17 protein-coding genes and 1 pseudogene are annotated in these 21656 nt (G+C 70.4%); 9 read left to right on the top strand and 9 right to left on the bottom strand.

The window, feature by feature from the left end:
• Positions 1 to 113: 113 nt before the first annotated feature.
• The 4 genes from ASD48_RS24235 to ASD48_RS24225 form a co-directional block, all read right to left on the bottom strand.
• Positions 114 to 635: a GNAT family N-acetyltransferase gene (locus tag ASD48_RS24235; RefSeq protein WP_057603820.1), complete on the bottom strand. Its 522-nt coding sequence runs from the start codon at positions 633 to 635 to the stop codon at positions 114 to 116.
• Positions 636 to 1024: 389 nt separating this feature from the next.
• Positions 1025 to 2014 (bottom strand): hypothetical protein, encoded by a 990-nt coding sequence (locus ASD48_RS24230; protein ID WP_057603819.1) that lies wholly within the window; start codon positions 2012 to 2014, stop codon positions 1025 to 1027.
• 167 nt (positions 2015 to 2181) lie between these two features.
• Positions 2182 to 2415 carry a hypothetical protein gene (locus tag ASD48_RS44380; protein WP_157880688.1) on the bottom strand — a complete coding sequence of 78 codons (234 nt, stop codon included), beginning with the start codon at positions 2413 to 2415 and terminating at the stop codon, positions 2182 to 2184.
• Positions 2412 to 3290 (bottom strand): hypothetical protein, encoded by an 879-nt coding sequence (locus ASD48_RS24225; protein WP_057603818.1) that lies wholly within the window; start codon positions 3288 to 3290, stop codon positions 2412 to 2414. Before ASD48_RS24225 ends, ASD48_RS44380 begins: the two co-directional genes overlap by 4 nt.
• Positions 3291 to 4212: 922 nt before the next feature.
• On the opposite strand from ASD48_RS24225, the gene ASD48_RS24220 reads away from it, so the two are divergent.
• Positions 4213 to 4560: a hypothetical protein gene (locus ASD48_RS24220; protein ID WP_057604330.1), complete on the top strand. Its 348-nt coding sequence runs from the start codon at positions 4213 to 4215 to the stop codon at positions 4558 to 4560.
• A complete protein-coding gene (locus tag ASD48_RS24215; protein WP_057603817.1) occupies positions 4557 to 5258 on the top strand; it encodes a restriction endonuclease in 702 nt (233 codons plus the stop codon). The genes ASD48_RS24220 and ASD48_RS24215 overlap by 4 nt, the downstream gene beginning before the upstream one ends.
• Positions 5259 to 5402: 144 nt before the next feature.
• Here the strand turns inward: ASD48_RS24215 and ASD48_RS24210 are convergent, their stop codons facing one another.
• Positions 5403 to 7292, bottom strand: coding sequence for an AMP-binding protein (locus tag ASD48_RS24210; protein WP_057603816.1), 1890 nt, complete (start codon positions 7290 to 7292; stop codon positions 5403 to 5405).
• Positions 7293 to 7863: 571 nt separating this feature from the next.
• Positions 7864 to 8253, bottom strand: a complete 390-nt coding sequence (locus ASD48_RS24205; RefSeq protein WP_057603815.1) for a hypothetical protein — start codon at positions 8251 to 8253, stop codon at positions 7864 to 7866.
• A 260-nt stretch (positions 8254 to 8513) separates the two neighbouring features.
• On the opposite strand from ASD48_RS24205, the gene ASD48_RS24200 reads away from it, so the two are divergent.
• From ASD48_RS24200 to ASD48_RS24175, 6 genes and pseudogenes are all read left to right on the top strand, one after another.
• Positions 8514 to 9566 carry a LacI family DNA-binding transcriptional regulator gene (locus tag ASD48_RS24200; RefSeq protein WP_057603814.1) on the top strand — a complete coding sequence of 351 codons (1053 nt, stop codon included), beginning with the start codon at positions 8514 to 8516 and terminating at the stop codon, positions 9564 to 9566.
• Between the two features lie 363 nt (positions 9567 to 9929).
• Positions 9930 to 11321, top strand: a complete 1392-nt coding sequence (locus tag ASD48_RS24195) for an extracellular solute-binding protein (RefSeq protein ID WP_057603813.1) — start codon at positions 9930 to 9932, stop codon at positions 11319 to 11321.
• Between the two features lie 224 nt (positions 11322 to 11545).
• Positions 11546 to 12370 carry a sugar ABC transporter permease gene (locus ASD48_RS24190; RefSeq protein ID WP_057604329.1) on the top strand — a complete coding sequence of 275 codons (825 nt, stop codon included), beginning with the start codon at positions 11546 to 11548 and terminating at the stop codon, positions 12368 to 12370.
• A gap of 119 nt (positions 12371 to 12489) precedes the next feature.
• Positions 12490 to 13320 carry a carbohydrate ABC transporter permease gene (locus ASD48_RS24185; RefSeq protein WP_242432736.1) on the top strand — a complete coding sequence of 277 codons (831 nt, stop codon included), beginning with the start codon at positions 12490 to 12492 and terminating at the stop codon, positions 13318 to 13320.
• Positions 13321 to 13365: 45 nt separating this feature from the next.
• Entirely contained in the window at positions 13366 to 15549 is a 2184-nt protein-coding gene (locus ASD48_RS24180; RefSeq protein WP_057603810.1) for a beta-galactosidase, read from the top strand.
• Between the two features lie 20 nt (positions 15550 to 15569).
• Positions 15570 to 17360 (top strand): annotated as a pseudogene (locus ASD48_RS24175) (RICIN domain-containing protein).
• 41 nt (positions 17361 to 17401) lie between these two features.
• Here ASD48_RS24175 and ASD48_RS24170 read toward each other — a convergent pair.
• The gene (locus ASD48_RS24170) at positions 17402 to 18454 is read right to left on the bottom strand and encodes a LacI family DNA-binding transcriptional regulator (protein ID WP_057603808.1); all 1053 of its coding nucleotides are present in this window, start codon (positions 18452 to 18454) and stop codon (positions 17402 to 17404) included.
• 453 nt (positions 18455 to 18907) lie between these two features.
• On the opposite strand from ASD48_RS24170, the gene ASD48_RS24165 reads away from it, so the two are divergent.
• Entirely contained in the window at positions 18908 to 19393 is a 486-nt protein-coding gene (locus ASD48_RS24165; RefSeq protein WP_057603807.1) for a roadblock/LC7 domain-containing protein, read from the top strand.
• A 39-nt stretch (positions 19394 to 19432) separates the two neighbouring features.
• Here ASD48_RS24165 and ASD48_RS24160 read toward each other — a convergent pair whose 3' ends face one another.
• Positions 19433 to 19951, bottom strand: coding sequence for a hypothetical protein (locus ASD48_RS24160; RefSeq protein ID WP_057604328.1), 519 nt, complete (start codon positions 19949 to 19951; stop codon positions 19433 to 19435).
• 668 nt (positions 19952 to 20619) lie between these two features.
• The gene (locus ASD48_RS24155) at positions 20620 to 21519 is read right to left on the bottom strand and encodes a GNAT family N-acetyltransferase (protein WP_057603805.1); all 900 of its coding nucleotides are present in this window, start codon (positions 21517 to 21519) and stop codon (positions 20620 to 20622) included.
• Positions 21520 to 21656 lie beyond the last annotated feature (137 nt).

The following is a 21656-nucleotide window of genomic DNA, read 5'->3' as shown; positions in this document are numbered from 1 at the left end:
ACGAGCGCATGGTCATCTCGTCGATGGTGCGGAGCGGCTCGGACCTGCCGGCTCGGACCTGCCGGCTCGGACCTGCCGGCTCGGACGTGCCGGAACGGAGCCCTCTCAGAGGATCAGCCCCCGGATTCGCCGTCGCTTGCCGTTGTCGTGGCGGGCGGAATGAGGAACTCGAATTCGGGGCGGTCCCACATCACGGCCGGAGGGTTCGCCGACGCCGTCCCCGTGCGCACCGCGCCCTCGGTGCGGTAGAAGCCCTCGGCGGGAGGATGCGACACCACGAGGACGCGGTCGAGCTCGGCGGCGCGGGCCTCTGACTTCATGTGCGCCACGAGCAGCCGCCCGATGCCACGCCCCTGTGCTCCGTCGGCAACGAACAGCAGGTCGAGCTCCGGTGGGGCGAGGACGAGCGAGTAGAACCCGAGCACAGGGGGGTGCTGCTCGTCGGCGGCGACGGCCACGAAGACACGGTGGGTCTCGATGTAGTCGGGACCCACCCGGTAGCCCGCGACCATGGGCCCGTACTTCCCTTCGTAGGCGCGCGAGCCACGCACGAGCCGCGTGAGCCGCTTGGCGTCCCGCGCCACCGCCCGGCGTACCGTGATCGGGCCACCCCTGGGCGTAATGCCTGAGTTCATTAAGAGAGTATTACGCATGCGGGAGGCGACGTCTTGCGACGGGTGCGGTCGAAGAAGATCGGCCCTCGGCCGTCGGGGTCCGTCCGCTGCGGGGTTCAGGCCATTCTTCGTCGCACGTGCGGCCTGGACGGCGTCTACCGACCCGTCGAGGGAAGAAGCCGGGACGAAAGTGGAGGATCTGTACGGGTGGATGGTCTTGGTCACCTGGGACCGTGCTGCGCCGTGATGATCTCCCGCCATGTGGTGATCGGTGCGTACCAGCCGTCCGAGTTCGGGAAGGTGCCTGTCGTCGGCCAAGGTGCGTGGAGGGCGGTGCGCCGTAGATGGTTGGTCGGGCATCAACTGCATTGTGCGGTTCTGCGCTTGCCGGCAGGGGCTTGTCGTCTGTGTCAGAGCAGGCTGGCAAAGTGCAGGCAAGCCTCGATCGCTTGCTGGATGCCGACGATGCTTGCGCCCGCAGTGCCGAGAGCCGTCAGCGTCTGCATGCCGCGCTGGTAGATCGTCTGGAAGCTGGTTTGCTCCACTGTCTCGCCTCGAGCGACCTGGCCCAGAGCCATGAGCATCTCTGTCAACGCCGGCCTTGACTCGGCGTCTTGTGGAAGCTGTGTCAAAACATGGTTGAGGTGATCGCCGAAGAGTCCGAGTGCTTCCAATTGATTTTGGTTGAGCGTGATGTATCGAACTTCGCTGCTGATGGTGGTGTGGCCATGGCTGACCCCCACCGTGCCGACGGAGTGCACTGTTCCGTGGAAATGGGTCACCGGCCCTGAGTGGCTGGCGGATTCCGGTTGTTCGCTCACGCTGCCTCCATGTGCCAGGCGCTGCTTTCCCAGAGTGGTCAGCGCGTACCGTGTCACGCCGTAGTCGTCACGTCGGGCCAGGATGAAGCCCAGCTTTTCCAGTTCACGTAGTTCTCGGCCGAGGTCACCGCTGGTGGCTTGGATCAGGCGGGATTCTCGATAGTGCTCGAGGGTCAGCACGGGGTCAATCGTGTCCGGCTCGTACTGCCAGAGCCAGCAGAGGATGTCCAGGCGTAGGGCGGTGTAGTGCACCTCATAGGACAGGCTCCGCCAGAAGTCCTGCATCCTGAACTGCTCCCCGTGGGGGGTCAGCACGAGGCGTGTGGATCTGATCCGTCCGCGCTTGATGAGGCCTTCGCTGATCAAGCTTTCGACGATGGGAGCCTCGTACTCGTCGAGGATCACCTGCTGTTGAGGTGCACCTCCGAAGTCGTCGCGATACCAGACGATGCGGTGCAGCAGACGCAGATACGCAAGAATTGAGTGAGCCTGCACCTGCGCATCCCCGGTCGACACCCTGGCCTGCTCCTCCTCGTGCGCGAGAGGACGCCCAGAGTAGCGATCCGTGCGGATGATCACAATGCTGCTTTACCGAGATGGGGGCGGAGGCCTTATCGAGGGCGCAGAGGAAGAGCAGTCCTTTGTGGGGCAGTTGTTGGCGCCGGGCGTCGTGCATGAGTCTGTTCGGTCAGGTTGTCGATATCGACGGACAGGTCGATGGCGGCATCGCGTGGACTCATCAGGTTTCATATCGGCGAAGTCGCGTTGCGGTTGGCCGACGTTGAGGCGGGAACGGAGGATTGGCCGACCGTGGTGTTCCTGGCGAATGCCAGATTCTCACCGGGGTGTTTGGCGGGCTTGCCGATGGTGGCCACGCTCCCTTGACGTGGCGAGTCGGCCATGGTGATGCGCTTGCGGATGCACTGAGCTTGAATGCGTGATGTCGGCAAGTCGTCCATGATCAAGCCGGTTGCGGTCATCCCGCCTGGGAACGAGCCGGTGCGGTCCGTGTACGGGTGATCTGGGCGCGGTTGCGGGCCCGGATAGCCCGCCGCTCCCCGGCCTCGGCGAGCACCGCGGCTCTGGCTTCCTCTCCGGCGTCGAACGCCGCTGGGGAGAAGCGGTCACTGGCTCTGACGTGCCGTTCCCAGTCGTCCTGCCAGAACTCCACCGTCCAGCCCGGCCACAAATCCGGTACCTGGTAGGCCTGTGGCGAGGAGTAGAGGGACCACCAGCCCAGATGGCGACGTTCCGGGTCGAGGTGGATGCCGGAGTTGACGTGCAGGCGGCAGCCTCCGTGCCCGGGGGCGTCCGCCAGGCGGTCGAGCAGGGCGGCGCCCTCGCGGACAGGGTGGTCGAAGGCGTCCGAGGCGACGTGGCAGCGGCCGGTACTGACCGTGATCACCACACCGCCCGGGTCGGGCCCGGCCAAGTCCTCGTCGTCCGGGGTGAGAAGCGGGGCCAAACAAGGGGCCGAATCGCGGCAGCGGACGTACTCCGGGTCCAGCCCGACGTACTCACGCAGCTCGGCCGGGCCGTCGAACAGCCAGCGGACCTCCCAGCCCGACCACGCAGCTCGGATCAGTTCGAACATGGCCGCGCGGTGGCGGAGCTCAGTGCTGGGCCCCTCCCAGGCGAAGAACAGGAGCACCTTCCGGCCGAGGTCGAGCAGTATCCCACCCTGGGCCATGGTGTCGTCCAACCACCAGCCGTCCTGGCGGAGTCCGGGCAGCATGGCGAGAACCGACGTCGGCCCTTCCAGCAGGTCGAGGTCAATTCCGACCGCCCAGCCGGTCCGGTGCAGCTCATGTACGCCGTTCTCGCGGACCACGATGACGTTGGCTCTGTCTCCCATCGGGTCAGGATGACCGGGCGGGAGGCTGTCGGTCATCCGATTTCAGCGGCACAGCCAGGACGCCGTTCCGGCACAGGCCGTTACTACCCTCGGTGGCGCAGCGCCCGCAGCCTCGGGCGCTTCGGCCCTGCCGTTTCGATCAGCTGCACCGGGCTTGGCGAGCGCTGTTGTTGAGGCCCTCCCGGGGTGCCAGGGCTGGGGAGACGGCGTACCGCCGTCTCCGCCCGGGCCTCATCCCGCAGTTGTGCGCTCCTTGGACGGTGCTTGGCGTGCCGGGGGAGCCCCCCACGGCGCACCTTGGGCATGCGGAAAATTCCGCCCCATGTATCCCTCGCGCGACACGCAGTGACCATTCGCGCGGAGAAGACTGTAATACGCACAGAGCTCAATCGTGGAGGTTGCGTGAAGCTCGATGCGTAGTGCGAGGTGGTTCGAATGGACATGCGGCCTGATGTATTCGGGGCATATAGCCCTTTGGGTTGAAAAGTAGCGTTTGTCTTTTCCGGTTGAGGATGCCGTTCCGGCGGGTGGTCTCACCGACGGAGGTGGCGCGCCCGCAGCACCACACCCCCTGCCTTGTTGCCGCAAAGCGGCACATCCTGGAAATGGCTCATTCCGTCACGTCCTGCTTGCGTAGGCGCCTCTGCCCTTCATCGGGAGCGCCGGTGGACGCTCCGGAGCCCTCGTCGTCCGGACCGCCTGGTGAACCGTCACCCGTACGGCCCGCGGCTGCCGCACCACAGGCCGATCCGCCTGCCCCGCCAGGGCCGAAGGCCGGGGGCGCGTGATGTCGGACGGGTGCGCGGCATGGCCTGAACTCGCCTCAATGCAGGGGTAGTTGGGTTCTTTCGTCTGATCGATTGTCAGTGCCGGGCCGCACGATGACTGCGACGTGAGGAACCACCGACAGTTGGAGGACCACATGCCGCTTGTCCGTTCGTACGTGCGCTCCGACGGGACGCCGGTACGCGGACACTCCCGATGGGCGCCGGGCGCGCGCCGGGAGTTGACCATCGTCGCCGCAGTCGGCCTCGCCGTGCTCGGCTTCGGCAACGCCCATACCGCCGACGGCTCGGCGGGCACGCGGCCCACGCCGTCGGTCACCTACCCGATCCGTTTCGACCACGCCGACAGCAAGCCGAGGGCGGCCGTGCCGAGCCCGACTGTCTCCTACCCGATCCGCTTCGACAGACCGACCGCCCGGCAAGCCAAGCCCGGACCGAGCGTGTCGTACCCGATCGATCTCTCCGCTCTGGGCGGTGGGCGGTGACTCGGCGCCCACCGGCCCGGCGGCGCTCCGCCCGGCGCGCCGGTCCGCGCCGCCGGCAGCAGGAGAACCAGCTCGTCGGCCTGTGCGTGTGCGCAGCCGTGGCCCTCTGGCTGGTGGCGAAAGTGGTCGGCTGGCTTCTCGGGCACTGGTGGCTGCTGCTGGTCGCGGCCGTCCTCGCCGCGCCCGCAGGCATCTGGTGGTGGCAGCAGCGGGCTCGGCGCGCGAGGTGGGAGCAGGCCCAGGCACGTGCCCTGCGCTACGGACTGTCGCAGCTGGACACACTGCCCCACCGGCAGTTCGAGTACGCGGTCCGGGATCTGATGCGCCGGGACGGCTGCGCCGATGCCGTCCAGGTCGGCGGACAGGGGGACCTGGGAGCGGACGTGAAGGCGACCGACCCGCTGGGACGTCGCTGGGTGATCCAGTGCAAGCACCGCCGTCACGGCGAGCGCGGCGCAGCCGTGGGCACACCGGAACTGCAGGTGCTGAACGGCACCGGACGCCCGGTCCACCAAGCTGACGTGGTGGTGATGGTCACCAACGGCAGGATCACCCAGCCCGGCCGTGTCTTCGCCCGGCAGCAGCGGCTGCACCTCGTCGACCGCGCCCTGCTCGGATCATGGGCATCCGGGGCCCGACCGCTGTGGGAGCTACTGCCCGCACTGCCTCCGCCCCGCAGGCCGTCCGCGCGGTCCTGAACGCGGCAAGGCCGTCATTGGTCGGCGAATGCCGCCGAGCAGACGAAGGGTGTCGGTCCGCCGTGCCCCCGGGCAGGGGGCAGGGCTCGGGCACGGGCTCACCGGTCGCTCACCCGGTCGCTCAGGCTACGTCCGGGCGGCCGTTCACGGAGTGTGACCGGAGCGGCGGAGGACAGGGCGCAGGGCCTCGATGACGCCGGCGTCGTCCACCGTGGAGGGGATGGGTTCGTCCCGGCCGTCCGCGATGCCACGCATCGTCTTGCGCAGGATCTTTCCCGAGCGGGTCTTGGGCAGGGCGGCCACGACCGCGACGTCCTTGAGGGAGGCCACGGCGCCGATGCGGTCGCGTACCAGCTGGACGAGTTCGGCCTCGACCTCGCCCGGTTCGCGGTCGATGCCGGCCTTCAGGACGACGAAGCCGCGCGGTACTTGTCCCTTCAGCGCGTCGGCGACGCCGATGACGGCGCATTCGGCGACGTCGGGGTGGGCGGCCAGGGCCTCTTCCATGCTGCCGGTGGACAGCCGGTGCCCGGCGACGTTGATGACGTCGTCGGTGCGGCCCATGACGAAGACGTAGCCGTCGTCGTCGATGTGGCCGCTGTCGCCGGTGAGGTAGTAGCCGTCGTGGGCGGAGAGGTAGGAGGCGATGTAGCGGTCGTCGTCGTTCCAGAGGGTGGGGAGCGCGCCGGGCGGGAGGGGGAGCTTCACGACGATCGCGCCGTCGACGCCCGGGGGCACGGGCTCGCCCGAGGGGCCGAGGACGCGGACGTCCCAGCCCGGCAGTGGACGGGTGGGGGAGCCGGGCTTGAGAGGGGCGACCTCGATGCCGACGGGGTTGGCGACGATGGGCCAGCCGGTCTCCGTCTGCCACCAGTGGTCGATCACCGGGACGCCGAGGAGTTCGCTCGCCCAGTGGTGTGTCTCGGGGTCGAGGCGCTCGCCTGCGAGGAAGAGGTACCGCAGGTGGGAGAGGTCGTGGTCCTCGGTGAGCGCTCCCGTCGGGTCTTCCTTGCGGATGGCCCGGAAGGCGGTGGGCGCGGTGAACATGGTCTTGACGCGGTATTCGTCGGCGATACGCCAGAACTGGCCCGCGTCCGGGGTGCCGACCGGCTTGCCTTCGTACAGGACCGTCGTGCCACCGGCCAGCAGGGGCGCGTAGACGATGTACGAGTGGCCGACGACCCAGCCGACGTCGGAGCCGGTGAACATCGTCTCGCCCGGTCCCACGTCGTAGACGGCTTCCATCGACCAGCGCAGGGCGACCGCGTAGCCGCCGCAGTCCCGCACGACCCCCTTGGGCTTTCCGGTCGTTCCGGACGTGTAGAGGATGTACAGGGGATCGGTGGCGGGGACGGCAACGCACTCGGCCGGCGGCGCGGCGGCGACCAGCTCACCCCAGTCAAGGTCGTCGGGCCCCAACTCGGCGGGTTCCTGCGGGCGTTGCAGGATCACCCTCTTCTCCGGCCTGTGGCCGGCGAGTTCGATCGCCCGGTCGAGCAGAGGCTTGTACGCGATGACGCGCTTGCCCTCGATGCCGCAGGACGCGGAGACGACCACCTTGGGGGCCGCGTCATCGATACGGAGGGCGAGTTCACGTGCGGCGAAGCCGCCGAAGACGACGGAGTGGACCGCGCCGATGCGTGCGCAGGCCAGCATCGCGATCGCGGCCTCGGGGACCATCGGCATGTAGATCACGACCCGGTCGCCGTGCCCCACGCCGAGCTGCGCGAGCGCTCCCGCGAAGGCCGCCACCGCGTCCCTGAGCTGCGCGTAGGTGTAGGTGTGCCGGGTATCGGTCACGGGCGAGTCGTAGATGAGCGCGGCCTGCTCGCCGCGACCGGCTTCGACGTGCCGGTCGAGCGCGTTGTAGCAGACGTTGAGCCGCCCGTCGGGAAACCAGCGGTAGAAGGGCGCGCCCGAGGAGTCCAGGGCGCGACGCGGAGAGACATCCCAGTCGATGGCCTCCGCGGCCTTCAGCCAGAACCTCTCCGGATCTTCGGTACTGGAGCGGAAGACGTCCTCGTACGTTCCCATCGCGCACTCCTTCGTGGCATCGAGGGGTGGGGGGTGTTGCGGCTGCGGAAACCGTGTCGGCGACCAGCACCGAAACCGTGTCGGCCACAAGTACCGTATGTCGCCCGGCATGGTCGAGCGCGTCGCCCGGCATGGTCGAGCGCGTCGGCCGGCATGGTCGAGCGCGTCCCCCGGCATGGTCGAGCGCGATGTCGGACGCCGGATGCGGATGCCCGGATCCGGCCGTCGAGCACCGACCGGCCGGGGAAGCCGTCCGAGGGCCCCGGCCGCCGGGGTGCGCCGCCAGGGTGCGGTGCGACCCACCGCACGGCGGCGAGGCGGGGCAGGCCGAGGCGGCGAGGCGGGGCAGGCCGAGGGGGCGGTCCGGCCGAGACCGGCCGGCCCGCCCCCTCGGTCGGGGTATCAGCGGGACGTTCACCCGGAAGATCCACTGCCGGTGGCCGTCACCCGGCCGACGTCCTCGCCGCGCTCGGTGCCGTCTCGCGCGCCGACCCCGCCGATGTCGGCGCTCGGTGCCGTCTCGCGCGCCGACCTGGCCCGTGTCGACGTCGGGGCGGCCCCCTCCGGAATCTCAGCCCTGGACGCGTTCCGGGCCGTTCTCGGCCGCTGCGTAGCCGGGCACGGACGGCCACCGAACCGTCAGGACGACCGACTCCTCCTCGGCGAACCACGAGTGGTCGACTCCGTGACCCCACACGACGTAATCGCCCTGCTCCTCCAGGAGCACGCTGCGGCCGGGCAGTTCCACGCGGAAGCGGCCGCTGACAAGGACCAGGAGCGCTGTGCGTTCCTCGCCCCGCACCCACTCCGACCGCTCGTCACCGCGTGGATGGACGCCCCATTTGATCTCCACGGTGTCGCTGTGGCGCGGATCGCCGACGTCTTTGAAGTGGCCGAGCAGCCACCCCTTGTCCAGGGGCGCATCCTTGCCCGCGTTGCCCACGTACACGCTGTCGTTCACGTTGCCGGATGCTAGCAACCGCTCTCCTCGGCGCCGTCGGCACATTCCACCCGCGCCCTGGACCCGGCGGCTGTGGTTCGGGCCGTGAGGTGGGCGGCGGCCGCCTCGGCCAGGCTCCGGCAGCGCGTCCCGACGACGGAGATGTTGCGCGAACCCTTGACGTGTCTCGTCCCGGTGCGTAGATATGTCTGCGCAGTCATGGCAGCGCAGTCAGACGCAAACCGGCCAGGCCGCCGGCTGCCCGAGACCTGGAGACACCCATGGCACGACTGACAGGCCGCAGCACCGGCACCGCACCGCGCAGCCTTGACGTGGCGCAGCTGGCAGGCGTCTCGCAGAAGACGGTGTCCCGCGTCATGAACGGTGAGCAGTACGTCTCCGACGACGTGCGCCGACGTGTCCTGGAAGCCGCCGAGGAACTCGGATACCGGCTGAATCACGCCGCCCGTGCGCTGGCCTCCGGGCGGACCCGGTCCATCGGGGTGGTGACGCTCGGAACGGCGCTGTACGGTCCCGCGTCACTGCTGATGGGTGTCGAGCGCACCGTCCGGGACACCGGGTACGCGCTCCGCGTGGTCAACACGCTGGAGGGCGATCCCTCGGGTGTCGCCGGTGCCGTCGACTCGCTCCTCGACCAGGGCGTGGACGGCATCGTCATCTCCGAGCCGATCGACGAGGTGAACGGTGCGGAGCTGTCCGTCCGCGTCGACGTGCCGGTCCTGGTCCTCGGCGCACCGCCGCCGTTCGCCGCCTCCCGGGTGGTGACCGCGGGCCTCGTCTCGCACCGGCAGGCGCGGGCCGCCACGGAGCATCTGCTCGGACTGGGACACCCGACCGTCCACCACCTCGCCGGTCCCCGACGCTGGTTCGCCGCCAGGGACCGCCTCGAAGGATGGCGAGCGACGCTGGCCGCGCACGGCAGACGGGAACCGCCCGTCATCACGGGCGACTGGTCGGCCGCCTCCGGATACGCGGCCGGTCGGCGGCTGGCCGCCGACGACAGCGTGACGGCCGTCTTCGCAGCCAACGACGACATGGCCATCGGTCTGATCCGCGCGCTGCTCGAAGCCGGCCGGCGCATACCGGAGGACATCAGTGTCGTCGGTCTCGACGACGTCCCGGTCGCCGCCTACGTGTCTCCTCCTCTGACGACGGTGCGACAGCCGTTCGAGGCAACGGCGCAGGACGGCCTCAAGCGGCTCGTGCACGCCATCGAGAATCCGGACGCGGACCCTATCCCGGAGGAGGACCCGCCGGTCGACCTCGTCGTCCGGGCGTCGACCGCACCCCCGCCGTACCGGAAGACGCCCTAGCCCCCGCAATCCCGGCGCATCACGGCTTGAGCCCCGTCAACCCCGTAGCCGGATGTGAGCGAGCGAGGCGGACCCTCCATGGCCGGTCCTCGCACCACCCACTCCCCAGCGCCGCGGCCCAGGCCCCCCAAGAGCCGATCACCGCCCAGGCTTCCGTCGCCGTCCCATGCCCTGACCGGCGCCGACCCCCTCGGTCTACGAGCGTGACCTGCCTGCCTGCCTGCCCTGTCCCGCGACAAACGCGTTCGCCCCACCGGCGCCCCGCCCCTCACGCGCCCCCACGCCCGAACCCACCTCCTGGCATCCCTTCAGCACGCCGCCGCCCGGCGCGCGGATCCCCTAGGCACCCCCGCGGAGTCCACCATGTCCAGATTCTTCACAGCACCCTCCTCGGCCCACTTGAACCGCCGTGGCTTCCTCGCCGCGACCGGGGCCCTGACGCTGGCGACCGCGCTGTCCGCCTGCGCCGGCGGAGACGACACGAGCGGCGGCACCTCCGCCGAGCCCGTCGGCCAGGCCGACATCGACAAGGCGATGAAGACGCCGACCGAGCTGACGTTCTGGACCTGGGTCCCGAACATCGACAAGGAGGTCGCGCTCTTCGAGGCGAAGTACCCGGCCGTCAAGGTCAAGGTGGTCAACGCCGGCCAGGGAACCCCCCAGTACACGAAGCTCCGTACGGCCCTGAAGGCGGGCAGCGGCGCACCGGACATGGTGCAGATCGAGTACCAGGCCATCCCCACCTTCACGATCACCGACAGCCTGCTGGACCTGCGACCGTACGGGGCGTCCGCGCTGAAGGACCGCTTCGTCGACTGGACTTGGAGCCAGGTCGGCGGCAGCAAGGGCGAGGTCTGGGCGATCCCCCAGGACACCGGTCCGATGGGCATGCTGTACCGGCAGGACATCTTCGACCGGCACGGCATCGAAGTGCCGGGCACCTGGGACGAGTTCGCCGCGGCGGCCCGCAAGCTGCACAAGGCCGCCCCGGACGTCTATCTGACCAACCTCGCCGCGAACCAGGCCGCGGCCTGGCACGGACTGCTCTGGCAGGCGGACGCGAAGCCGTACGTGATGTCCGGCCGGAGCGACATCACCGTCAGCGTCGACGACGACGTCTCCCGGAGGCTCGGCGCGTACTGGGGGACCCTCGCGAAGGAGGGGGTCATCGGGGTCGAGCCGGACTTCACCGACTCCTGGTACGCCGGGCTCAACAAGGGCACGTACGCCACCTGGCTCACCGCCGCCTGGGGGCCGGTCTTCCTCTCGGGGTCGGCCAAGTCCACCGCGGGCAAGTGGCGGGCGGCCCCGCTGCCGCAGTGGGACGCCGCCAAGCCCAGTTCGGGCAACTGGGGCGGTTCGACGACCGCGGTCATCCGGACGACCAGGAACCCGATCGCGGCGGCGGTGTTCGCGCAGTTCCTCAACACCGACCCGGCCAGCACGAAGATGTTCGCCACCGAGCAGTTCTTCTTCCCCGCGACCAGGGCGCTGCTCGCGGACGAGTCCTTCGTCGGCCAGGAATCCCCGTTCTACGGCGGCCAGAAGGTCAACCGGGTCTTCGCCGACATCGGCGCCACCGTCAACACGACGTTCCAGTGGCCGCCGTTCCTCGACCAGGCGGCGACGGACTGGACGGAGACCGTCGGCAAGGCCCTCGCCGACAAGACCGACACCGTTCGCGCGCTCGGCACCTGGCAGTCGCGGCTCACGACGTACGCCAGGACCCAGGGCTTCACGGTGCACACGTCCTGACGGCACGTCGGGCCCGGCGCAGCGGTGCGGGGCCACCAGCAAGCACCGTCACATCCCTAGCACCGTCCCATCCCTAGCACCGTCCCATCCCTCGGAAAGGTTCGATGATGACCGCCACCACCGCGGACTTCCCCAAGGGCCGGCGCCGGGACGGGCCCACCCGCCCCCGGCGCGGCGGCGTGCGCCGCCGCCGCTCGGCAGGGCCACTGTTCGTCGCTCCCTTCATGGCGCTGTTCCTCCTGCTCTTCCTCGCGCCGCTCGGCTACGCCGCCTACCTGAGCCTTTTCCAGGAACGCCTGGTCGGCGGAACGGCGTTCGTCGGCCTCGACAACTACGTCCGGGCCCTGGAGGACCCCCAGCTCATCCACGGCGTCGGACGCGTCGCGTTGTTCTTCGTGGTCCAGGTCCCCGTGATGCTGTTGCTGGCCCTGGCGTTCGCGCTGGCCCTCGACAGCGGTCTGCTGCGGCTGTCCCGGGTGATCCGGCTGGGCATCTTCGTCCCGTACGCCGTGCCGAGCGTGGTCGCCGCACTCATGTGGGGCTATCTCTACGGGCCGGACTTCGGTCCCTTCGCCCAGCTCGGCCGCGAACTCGGCCTGCCCGCACCGGACTTCCTCGGCGACGGCTGGATGCTCGGCAGTCTGGCGAACATCGTGACCTGGGAGTTCGTCGGCTACAACATGATCATCCTGTACGCGGCCCTGCGTACCGTTCCCGCCGAGCTGTACGAGGCGGCGGCCATGGACGGCGCCGGCGCCTGGCGGATCGCCCGGTCCGTCAAACTGCCCGCCCTCAGGCCGGCGTTGACGCTCACCCTGCTGTTCTCGGTGATCGGCAGCTTCCAGCTGTTCAACGAGCCGAACCTGCTGATGAAGGTCGCCCCGGACGTCATCAGCAGCTCCTACACCGCCAACCTCTACGCCTACACGCTCGCCTTCACCGGCCAGCAGGTCAACTACGCGGCCACGGTGTCCTTTCTGCTCGGCCTGGTCATCGTGATCGTCTCGTACGCCGTCCTGCTCACCGCGAACCGCAGGAGGACCTCGTGACGACCACCGCTGCGACGGCGGCCAACGGCGCGACGGCGACCGCCGCGTCGTCGGCGGACGCGGCTCGCGCCACACCCCCGAAGAGGCGCCGCTCCCCGTCGGCCCGCCGCAGCACCCCGCTGACCATCGCGATGCTGGCCGCCCTCGCCTACTTCCTCCTGCCGCTGCTGTGGCTGCTGATCGCCTCGACCAAGAGCACCCAGGACCTGTTCAACAGCTTCGGCCTGTGGTTCTCGCACACCCCGCAGCTGCTGACGAACGTGCGGGAGACCTTCACCCGGGACGACGGGGTCTTCGGACACTGGCTGCTCAACACGGCCGTGTACGCGGGTGTCAGCGCCCTCGGAGCCGCGCTGCTCGCGGCGGCGGGCGGCTACGGGTTCGCCAAGTTCCGCTTCCGCGGCGACCGAGCCGCCCTCAACCTCGTCGTGGGCGCCGTCATGGTCCCGGCCACCGCGCTGGCGATCCCCACCTACCTGCTCTTCGCGAAGGCGGGCCTGGTCAACACCCCCTGGGCGGTCATCCTGCCCTCGCTCGTCAACCCGTTCGGTCTCTACCTGATGCGGGTCTACGCCGAGGACGCCGTACCCGACAGCATCCTGGAGGCCGCGCGCATCGACGGGGCCGGCGAGATGCGGATCTTCTTCCTGATCGTCCTCCGGCTGCTCGGACCCGGCCTGGTGACGGTCCTGCTGTTCACGCTGGTGGCGACCTGGAACAACTACTTCCTGCCGCTGATCATGCTCAACGACCCGGACCTGTACCCGATCACGGTCGGGCTCTCCTCCTGGGCCGCCCAGGCGCAGAACGGCGGAGCGGGCTCCAGCAGCGACATGCTCGCGCTGGTCGTGACCGGCTCCCTGATCTCGATCATCCCGCTCGTCGTGGCGTTCCTGATGCTCCAGCGGTACTGGCAGAGCGGCCTGGCCGCCGGCGGCGTCAAGCAGTAGCGCGCCTTCCCCGTTCCACTCCCGTTTCCCCGGAGGTTCCCCTTTATGGCGGCTCTGCCTGCCCGCGTCCTCTTCGGCGCCGCTTACTACCACGAGTACACGCCCGCCTACGACCCCCGGGTGCGGTCCGACGAACGGCTCAAGACCGACCTGGACCTGATGGCCGAAGCGCACTTCACCGTGATCCGGGTGGGCGAGTCGGTCTGGTCGACCTGGGAACCGGAGAACGGCCGGTTCGACCTCGACTGGCTCCGGCCCGTCCTCGACGGCGCCCACGAGCGTGGCATCTCCGTCGTCGTCGGCACCCCGACGTACGCCGCGCCGCTGTGGCTCGCCCGCCAGTACCCGGAGATCACCGGCGAGCGGCGCACCGGTGAGCGCATCGGCTGGGGCGCCCGGCAGGAGGCCGACTTCACCCACCCCGCCTTCCGCTTCCACGCCGAGCGGGTGATCCGCAAGATGGTGGCCCGGTACGCCGACCATCCGGCGGTGATCGGATGGCAGGTGGACAACGAGCCGGGCCTGCACCTCTTCCACAACCGCGGTGTCTTCCAGCGCTTCGTGGACCACCTGCGCGACAAGTACGGCGACGTCGAGACCCTGAACCGCGAATGGGGCCTGGTCTACTGGTCGCACCGGCTGTCGACCTGGGACGACCTGTGGACGCCGGACGGCAACGAACAGCCCCAGTACGACGTCGCCTGGCGGGAGTTCCAGGCCCGGCAGGTCACCGAGTTCATCGGCTGGCAGGCCGACATCGTCCGCGAGTACGCCCACCCCGAGCACTTCGTCACCACCTGCATCTCCTACACCCGCCAAGGGGTGGAGGACGACGAGATGACGGACCGCCTCGACATCGCCTCCGGCAACCCGTACTACGACATGCAGGACGGACTGCTCCTGCCCGACCCCACGCCCGACGACCACGAGCAGAAGTGGAAGAGCACCGGCGTCTGGTCGATGTACCAGACCGCCGACTGGATGTTCTCCTCCCGCCAGCAGCCCTTCCTGGTCACCGAGACCAACGCTCAGAGCATCGGTTTCCCGTGGGACAACCGGCCCGGCTACGACGGCCAGTGGCGCCAGGCCGCCTGGGCCCTCGTCGGCCGCGGCGCCCGCATGATCGAGTACTGGCAGTGGCAGACCCTGCGCTTCGGCGCGGAGACCTACTGGGGCGGTGTCCTCCCGCACAGCGGGCAGCCCGGCCGTACGTACGCCGAAATCGCGCGCCTCGGCGCGGAGTTCGAGACAGCGGGCCCGCTCGTCGCCGGTCTGCAGCCGGACGCCGACATCACGATGGTCTACTCGATGCCGAGCAAGTGGCTGATGCAGAAATACCCGCCGCTCGCGACCGCCGACGGCGAACCGGACGCCACCGCCTATCACCGGTTCTTCGACCCCTTCTACCGCGGCGCGTTCGACGCCGGCCGTCAGGTCCGCGTCGTCCACGCCCGCCAACTGCACGACCCGCGCGGCGAGCAGAGCGGGACGACCCCCGAGGAAGCGGTACAGCGCCACCCCGTGCTCGTCGCCCCCGCCCTGTACGTCGTCGACGACGGCACGCTCGACTGGCTGGAGGCCTACGCCCGGGCAGGCGGCCACCTGGTCCTCGGCCCGCGCACCGGGTACGCCGACCACGAGGCCCGGGCCCGCCACGAGCCGGCACCCGGACGCCTCGTTCCCGCCGCCGGCGTCCGGTACGAGGAGTTCAGCAACCTCACGGGCGACGTCCCGGTCCGCGCCGTGCCCGGTGGGCCGCTCGACGTCCCCGGGAACGCCACCGCGACGCGCTGGATCGAGGGCCTCACGGTCGTCGACGCCGACGTCCTCGCCCGCTACGCACACCCGCACCACGGCCGCTGGCCCGCCGTCACCACACGGCGCCACGGCGAGGGCCGCGTCACCTGCGTCGGCACGGTGCCGGGCCGCGACCTCGCCCGGACGCTGGCCGAGTGGCTGGCCCCGGCCGCCGGCAGCGGGTGGCGCGACCTGCCCGCCTCCGTCACCGCGACCACGGGTACGTCGGCCGACGGGCGCCGGGTGCACATCGTCCACAACTGGAGCTGGGAGACCCTGAGCGTCCCCGCCCCGGCGGACCTCTCCGACGTCCTGACGGGCACCTCGATCCTCGCGGGCTCGGCGCTGGACCTCGGCCCCTGGGACGTACGCGTTCTCGTCTCCACCGACGCCGACGGCGCGCCGGCCCCCGAAGCAGCCGACCGTTCCTGATCCATCCCCAAGGAGGGGCAATGCCACGAAGAAGGCTTGGACGCGCTCTCGGTGTCTTCACCGCGACCACCGCGATCCTCGCGATACCCATGGTCAGCGCGCGGGCGTACGGGACCCGACGGGCGGGATCATGTACCAGCTCGGCGGCGAGCCCTGTCTGAAGGGCCGGGGCAACTGCGCGATCTACCCGAAGTCGGCCGAGCTGCCGAGCGGACGTCTTCTCGCGTCGTTCGAGAAGTCCACGGTCGTGACGGCGACCGGGAGTGCCGACCAGCAGACCCTGCCGGTCTACAAGAGCGACGACCACGGAACGACGTGGCAGCCCCTGTCGGAGGTCAAGGCTCCTGCGTATCTCTCCGGCGACCCCCGGTACGCGAAGTACACGAGCAACTGGACGAACCCGTTCCTCTACGTCCTTCCGCAGGACGTCGGCAACCTGAGGCAGGGCACGCTGCTGCTCGCGAGCGTCGTGTCGGGCGACGACCACTACTACCGACCCGAACTGGACGCCGACCAACGACGGCGACCGCAAGGATCTGGCGATCGCCCTGTACTCCAGCACCGACGAAGGCGCGACGTGGAAGGTCGAGAACGTCATCGCAACCGGCGGCTGGCAGGGCGGCAGCGCCGGCGCGGTCGGCCGGAACGTCGCCGCCGCGAACACCGACCGTCAGGTCGACCCCGTCTGGGAGCCGTACCTGATGGTCTACAAGGGCCGGCTCGTCTGCTACTACTCCGACGAGAACGACTACACCGGGTTCAACGCGACCACCGGTGTCCCGACCCTCGACCCGGCCAACGGCACCGCCACGGACTCGCAGGGCCAGATCCTGGCCCACAGGACCTGGGACGGCGTCGGCGCGGCGTGGAGCGCGCCCGTGGTCGACGTCGCGGGACTGACCCGGAACATGGGCGGTGGCAGGACGGAGATCGGCGGCGGGCGGCCGGGGATGGCGAACGTCGTCCGCACGACCGACGGCAGATGGCTGCTGACCTTCGAGTACTGGGGCGGAGGAGCCGACACCAGGTACGTGCTCGCCGACGACCCGCTGAAGTTCTTCACGAGCTCCGCCACCGGCACGGGCGTCGACGCCCTGCCGCTCGACACCGGTTCTCATTCCCTGGCCACCGGCGGCAGCCCGGTCCTCATCCGGCTTCCCGGCGGGCGCCTGGTCTACAACGCGGCGGGCAGCGGCAACGTCTGGGTCAACGACAGCGGACGCGGCGACGGCACCTGGAAGGAGTACCAGACGACCTCACCGGCCGGCTACAGCCGCAACCTCCAGTACGTCGACGGCACCGGCCGTATCGCCGTCCTCAACAACCAGGGCACCTCCACGATCGCCTACGCCGAGGTCGACCTCGGCCACTCCGACGGCGCCTACTACCAACTGGTGAACCGTAAGACCGACCAGGTGATCGGCACCGGGAACAGGACCAACGACGCGAACATCGGCAACGCGGACGTGCCCGACGTCCGCCTCAAGGCCCCGGGTTCGGCGGGCGACGCGGACACCCAGTACTGGCATCTGACGACCGAGCCGAACGGCGGCGTGAGCCTGCTGAACAGGTCGGGCGGCCGCGCGGCGGCGATCTGGACCGGCAACGCCACCGCCGGCCAGAAGATCGGCCAGTGGGTCGACAACAGCGACACCGGCAGCTGGAACCTGGTCAAGACCGCCGACGGGTTCTACAAGCTCCGGTCCGTCAAGAACAGCGGCCTGTACCTGACCGGTGCGACCGCCGGGGCACAGCTGACCCTGCAGACCGCGCTCACGGACGGTTCACAGGACTGGGAACTCGTCCGGTAGGCGCCGGTCAGCGGTTCCGCGCCCGGTCCGGCCGACGCCGCTCAGTGGTGGGCGCGGGTGCCGCGGCCCGCCGGCGGCGGCGCGGTCGAGGCGCGGACGATGAGGTCGACCGGCGGTTCCGTCGCCGCCAGGGGGTCGGCCTGCGGGTTCTCGATGGCGTGCACGAGACGTTTGAGGCCGTCCTGGGCCACCGCGTCGAACGGCTGGCGCACCGTCGTCAGGGGAGGGGTCACATAGGCGGCGACCGGGATGTCGTCGAAACCGACGACGCTCACGTCGTCCGGGACGCGTCGGCCGGCCTCCGTCAGTGCGCGGATCAGGCCGATGGCCATGTCGTCGTTGGCCGCGAAGACCGCCGTCACGTCGGGGTCGGAGGCCAGTTCACGGCCCGCGGCGTAACCGGAGGCGGCCGACCAGTCGCCCTCGACCGGCGGCGGCTCGCGCCGGCCATGAGCCGCCAGCACCGCCCGCCACCCGGCGAGACGGTCCCGGGCGGCGTACCACCGCTGCGGACCGGCGAGGTGATGGACGGTGAGATGTCCCAGGCCGAGCAGGTGCTCGGTGACCGTGCGCGCCATCAGGTCGGCGCCGACCCCAGCCGCCAGCACCGTGGGCGCCGCGAACGGCGGTGGCGCGCCGCAGACGAGGATCGGCACGTCGACGTGAACGGAGACCTCCGGCCCCTCCCCGGTCCCGTCCGGGCCCCTGTCCGCGCTCCCGCTCTCGTCGATCGGCTCCGAGATGACGATGCCGTCCACACCCTGGTCCAGGAGCGAGTCCACGGCTCCGGCGATGCCCGTCGGATCGCCTTCCACGGTGTTGACCACACGCAGCGCGTAGCCCGTGTCCCGGACGGCTCGCTCGACGCCCATGAGCAAGGACGCGGGGCCGTACAGGGCGGTACCCAGCGTCACCACGCCGATGGCACGCGTCCGGCCCGAGGCCAGGGCGCGGGCCGCGTTGTTTCGCCGGTAGCCGAGCTCCCCGGCGGCTGCGAGCACGCGCCTGCGCACCTCCGCGGAGACGTACGCCTCGTTGTTGAAGACCCTCGACACCGTCTTCTGCGAGACGCCCGCCAGCCGGGCCACATCCATGCTGCGCGGCGCGGCGGAGCCCCCGCCTCGCCCTGTTTCCCGCGCCATGGCGCCTCCCGGTGGTCACGCGTCCGGGCCCAATGATGTCAGAGACCCCCTGGCCACCCGCCTGATCACGGCTGCGCGGTCGGAGCGTCGTCCTCGACCGGCGCGGGGCGACGGCCCCCTCTCCCCACGGGTCGTCGGGTACTCCGACGCGGCGGCGTCGAGCACACCCGGCGATCGGGTTCCGGGCGGCGTGAGGCTGCGAGGAAACGGTCTTGAACTGCAAGAACGCCGGTGGATCAGCCGGGCTCGACGGCAGCCTCCCGTCGCACGGCACATTCCAAGGGAAAATGCCGGAGCCATCGCTTCCGGTCGTTCCTTTCCGTAGCCTCAGGAGTATCTGAACCACCGCGCGCCGCACCGCACTTGATCCGCGTCAGCCGACAACGCGCCGAAGGGGCAACGGTCATGGCCGTCGAGACCGAGGTTCTGAACGAACTGCACCGGCTGCGTTCCCGGATACCGGAACTGACGGGGGCGCTGGCGGCCGGTGCCGACGGTCTCGTCCTCGCCGAGGACATGCCGGACGTGCAGCCGGAAGGGCTGGCCGCGCTCACCGCGGCGGCGCTCGGCGTGGGGCGCCGGATGGTCGACCTCGCCGACCGCGGCGAGTTCCGTGAGCTGCTGGTGCGCGGGGCCGGGGGCTACCTCGCGACGTACGCGGCCGGGCCGTCGGCCGTCCTGACGCTGATCGCCGACGACCGGGCCAACGTCGGCCGTCTGCACCTGGAGGGGCGGCGCGGCGGCGCGCGCATCGCCGAGCTGCTGGCGGCGCGGTCCACGGACCACGGGCCCGTCGTCCATGGCGGCGGGCCACCGGCCGCGCAGTTCCGCGGCCGGATCCTCGGCGCTCTGCCCATACGCATCCCGCCACAGTCCCGATACGAGCCCTGACGGATTCCGGCGGACTCAGGCGGACTCCGGCGGGAGCGGCTACGACCCGGTGGCCCGGCCGCGGCGTCCGCTGACCCCGCGCCGTCGGCCGCCACCCCGTTCCGGGCCCGCTCCCGCTCCCGACGAGGGGGCGCTGAATCCGCCGGGGACCAGACGGGGTGGCCCCACGGTCGGTGTCGCCGGCCCGGAGGGAGCCGGACCCGTACCCGCTCCCCGGCCTGTCTCCGTGCCCGTGGCCGTGCCGGTACCCGGCGCCGGGTCCGGGGCGCGGGGCGGTGGTGGCGCCGCACGGTTCAGCACGCGTGCGTGGGGAAGCAACGGGGCGCAGGCGGCGCAGACCTCGCTGAGGGTCCACACCTGGCCGACCGCCGGGTCGTGCCGCAGGACGAGGACGACGGAGCCCGCGCAGGCGACCCGGGTGCCCTCGTGCAGCGCGCACTGCTGGCGGCGGCACCAGCAGGCGGCGTCGGGATGGACCGCCGCCGCTCTGGCGTGCGCGGCCGCGTGGGCCACCGCGAAGCGGCGCAGTGCGGCGATGTCCCGGGAGCGCGGCGGCATCACGCACGGCGAGGAGCACGTGACCGACGCGGTGCGGTCCCGGTGCCCGACCACACGGATCGTCCAGCAGCGGCCCGGACGGCGGGCCGATGGGGCGTCAGGGTACATAAGAGCCAAAGCACTTGTCCTTCGTGGGGGAGGGCGATGAGCGAGTGGGGGAGCGGTCCGGGAGTGGTCCCGCACGGCCCGGCGGAAGTGACCTCGCTCACAGCATGCCCGGGGTCCCCGCGGACCATTCACGCTGTGCCTCCTCCGGCCGACGCACGGCCTGTCGGTCCCTGCCCCTCATACTCCAGCTGTAGATCGTGATCTTGCTGGTGGGGCCTGTACGGGAGCGGGCGAGGCCACCGTTGATCAGCGTCGATGTGCGGACTGACGACGAGACGGCGGCTACTCCACAGTGTCGATCCCGCGCGTTTACACGGTCGGCCAGGCATGCCGCCGGGCACTGGCAAGCGGCCCGGGCCTGCCCTCGGACGGGACCGCTCACCGCGTGCTACTCCGCGCTAGGCCGCTTGGCCCGCAGGGTGGAAGTTGATGCGTTCACGGATGACGGGGAAACCGGCCTTGGGGCATGTCGTCGGCGATGCCCGCGCCGNGCCGCCGGGCACTGGCAAGCGGCCCGGGCCTGCCCTCGGACGGGACCGCTCACCGCGTGCTACTCCGCGCTAGGCCGCTTGGCCCGCAGGGTGGAAGTTGATGCGTTCACGGATGACGGGGAAACCGGCCTTGGCGAAGTTCGCGGCCATGGGGAAGTTGGCCTGGTCCGTCGCTCCGCTGATGAACTCCGCGCCCTGCTCGACGAGGAGGTGGGTGCACTCCGCGAGGAGGTCGTAGGCGTAGCCACGACCGCGCTSTTCCGGGACGACTCCTATGAAGCCGATGGTCGGGCCGGAGGGGTTGTGGGCCGGGATGTGGATGCCGGCCAGGTCGCCCTCCGGCGTGTGTGCGGTCTGCCACCATTCCCGCGGGGAGGGGCACSAGTGGAAGAAGTCGAGTTCCTCCTGGGCGGCCTGGTCGAGGCCGCCCTCCTTGATGGCCCTGAGTGCGTGGGCGTCCAGGGTGGCGGAGTGGATGCGGCGCAACGCGTCGAAGAACACGGTGTCGTCGGGTTCGGCGCTGAAGCGCAGGCGTCCGGGCCGCTCGGGCAGACCTCGCTCCGGGGTCCAGCGGTACAGGAAGCGTTCCACCAGGAGTTCGTACCCTGCGGCTCGTGCGGCGGCGAAGCGCGCCTCGGCGCCGGCGCGCAGGTCGGTCTTCTCCCGCCAGCCGCCGGGCAGGTTGATCTCGAGTTCGACCTGCCAGGGAGCGGAGCGCAGGAGTTCGGCCCCGGCCTCCTCCTCGCCCTCGGCCACGTCGAACCAGTTGATGTTGACGGGCTCCGGGTCGTCGGGGCCGCCCCACCACGCGCCGCGTGCGACGACCTCGCCGTCGCGCAGGGCGACGCGCTTCCAGTCGGGGCGGAACTGGGTACGCCGATGGCCTTCACGGGCGCCCAGGGGGTCGGGGAGTGCGTCGAAGAGATGGGCGTCGCTCGCGGAGAGCGTGCGGATGACCGGATCGGTCATGGATTCCTCCGGGATACAGGCTGCTTGGARCGCTCCCGGTCAGAACTGACCAACCACGCCGGGATAGCGGAAGAGGGAGCGCTGGAAAGATGTGAACTGCACGGCACTCGCCTCCTTTCGTCCGTCTCAGGGCGTGA

The organism is Streptomyces sp. Root1310, assembly GCF_001426425.1.
Lineage (GTDB): Bacteria > Actinomycetota > Actinomycetes > Streptomycetales > Streptomycetaceae > Streptomyces.
The sequence above is the reverse complement of the archived record's forward strand: the minus strand, read 5'-3'. Positions and strand labels throughout refer to the sequence as shown.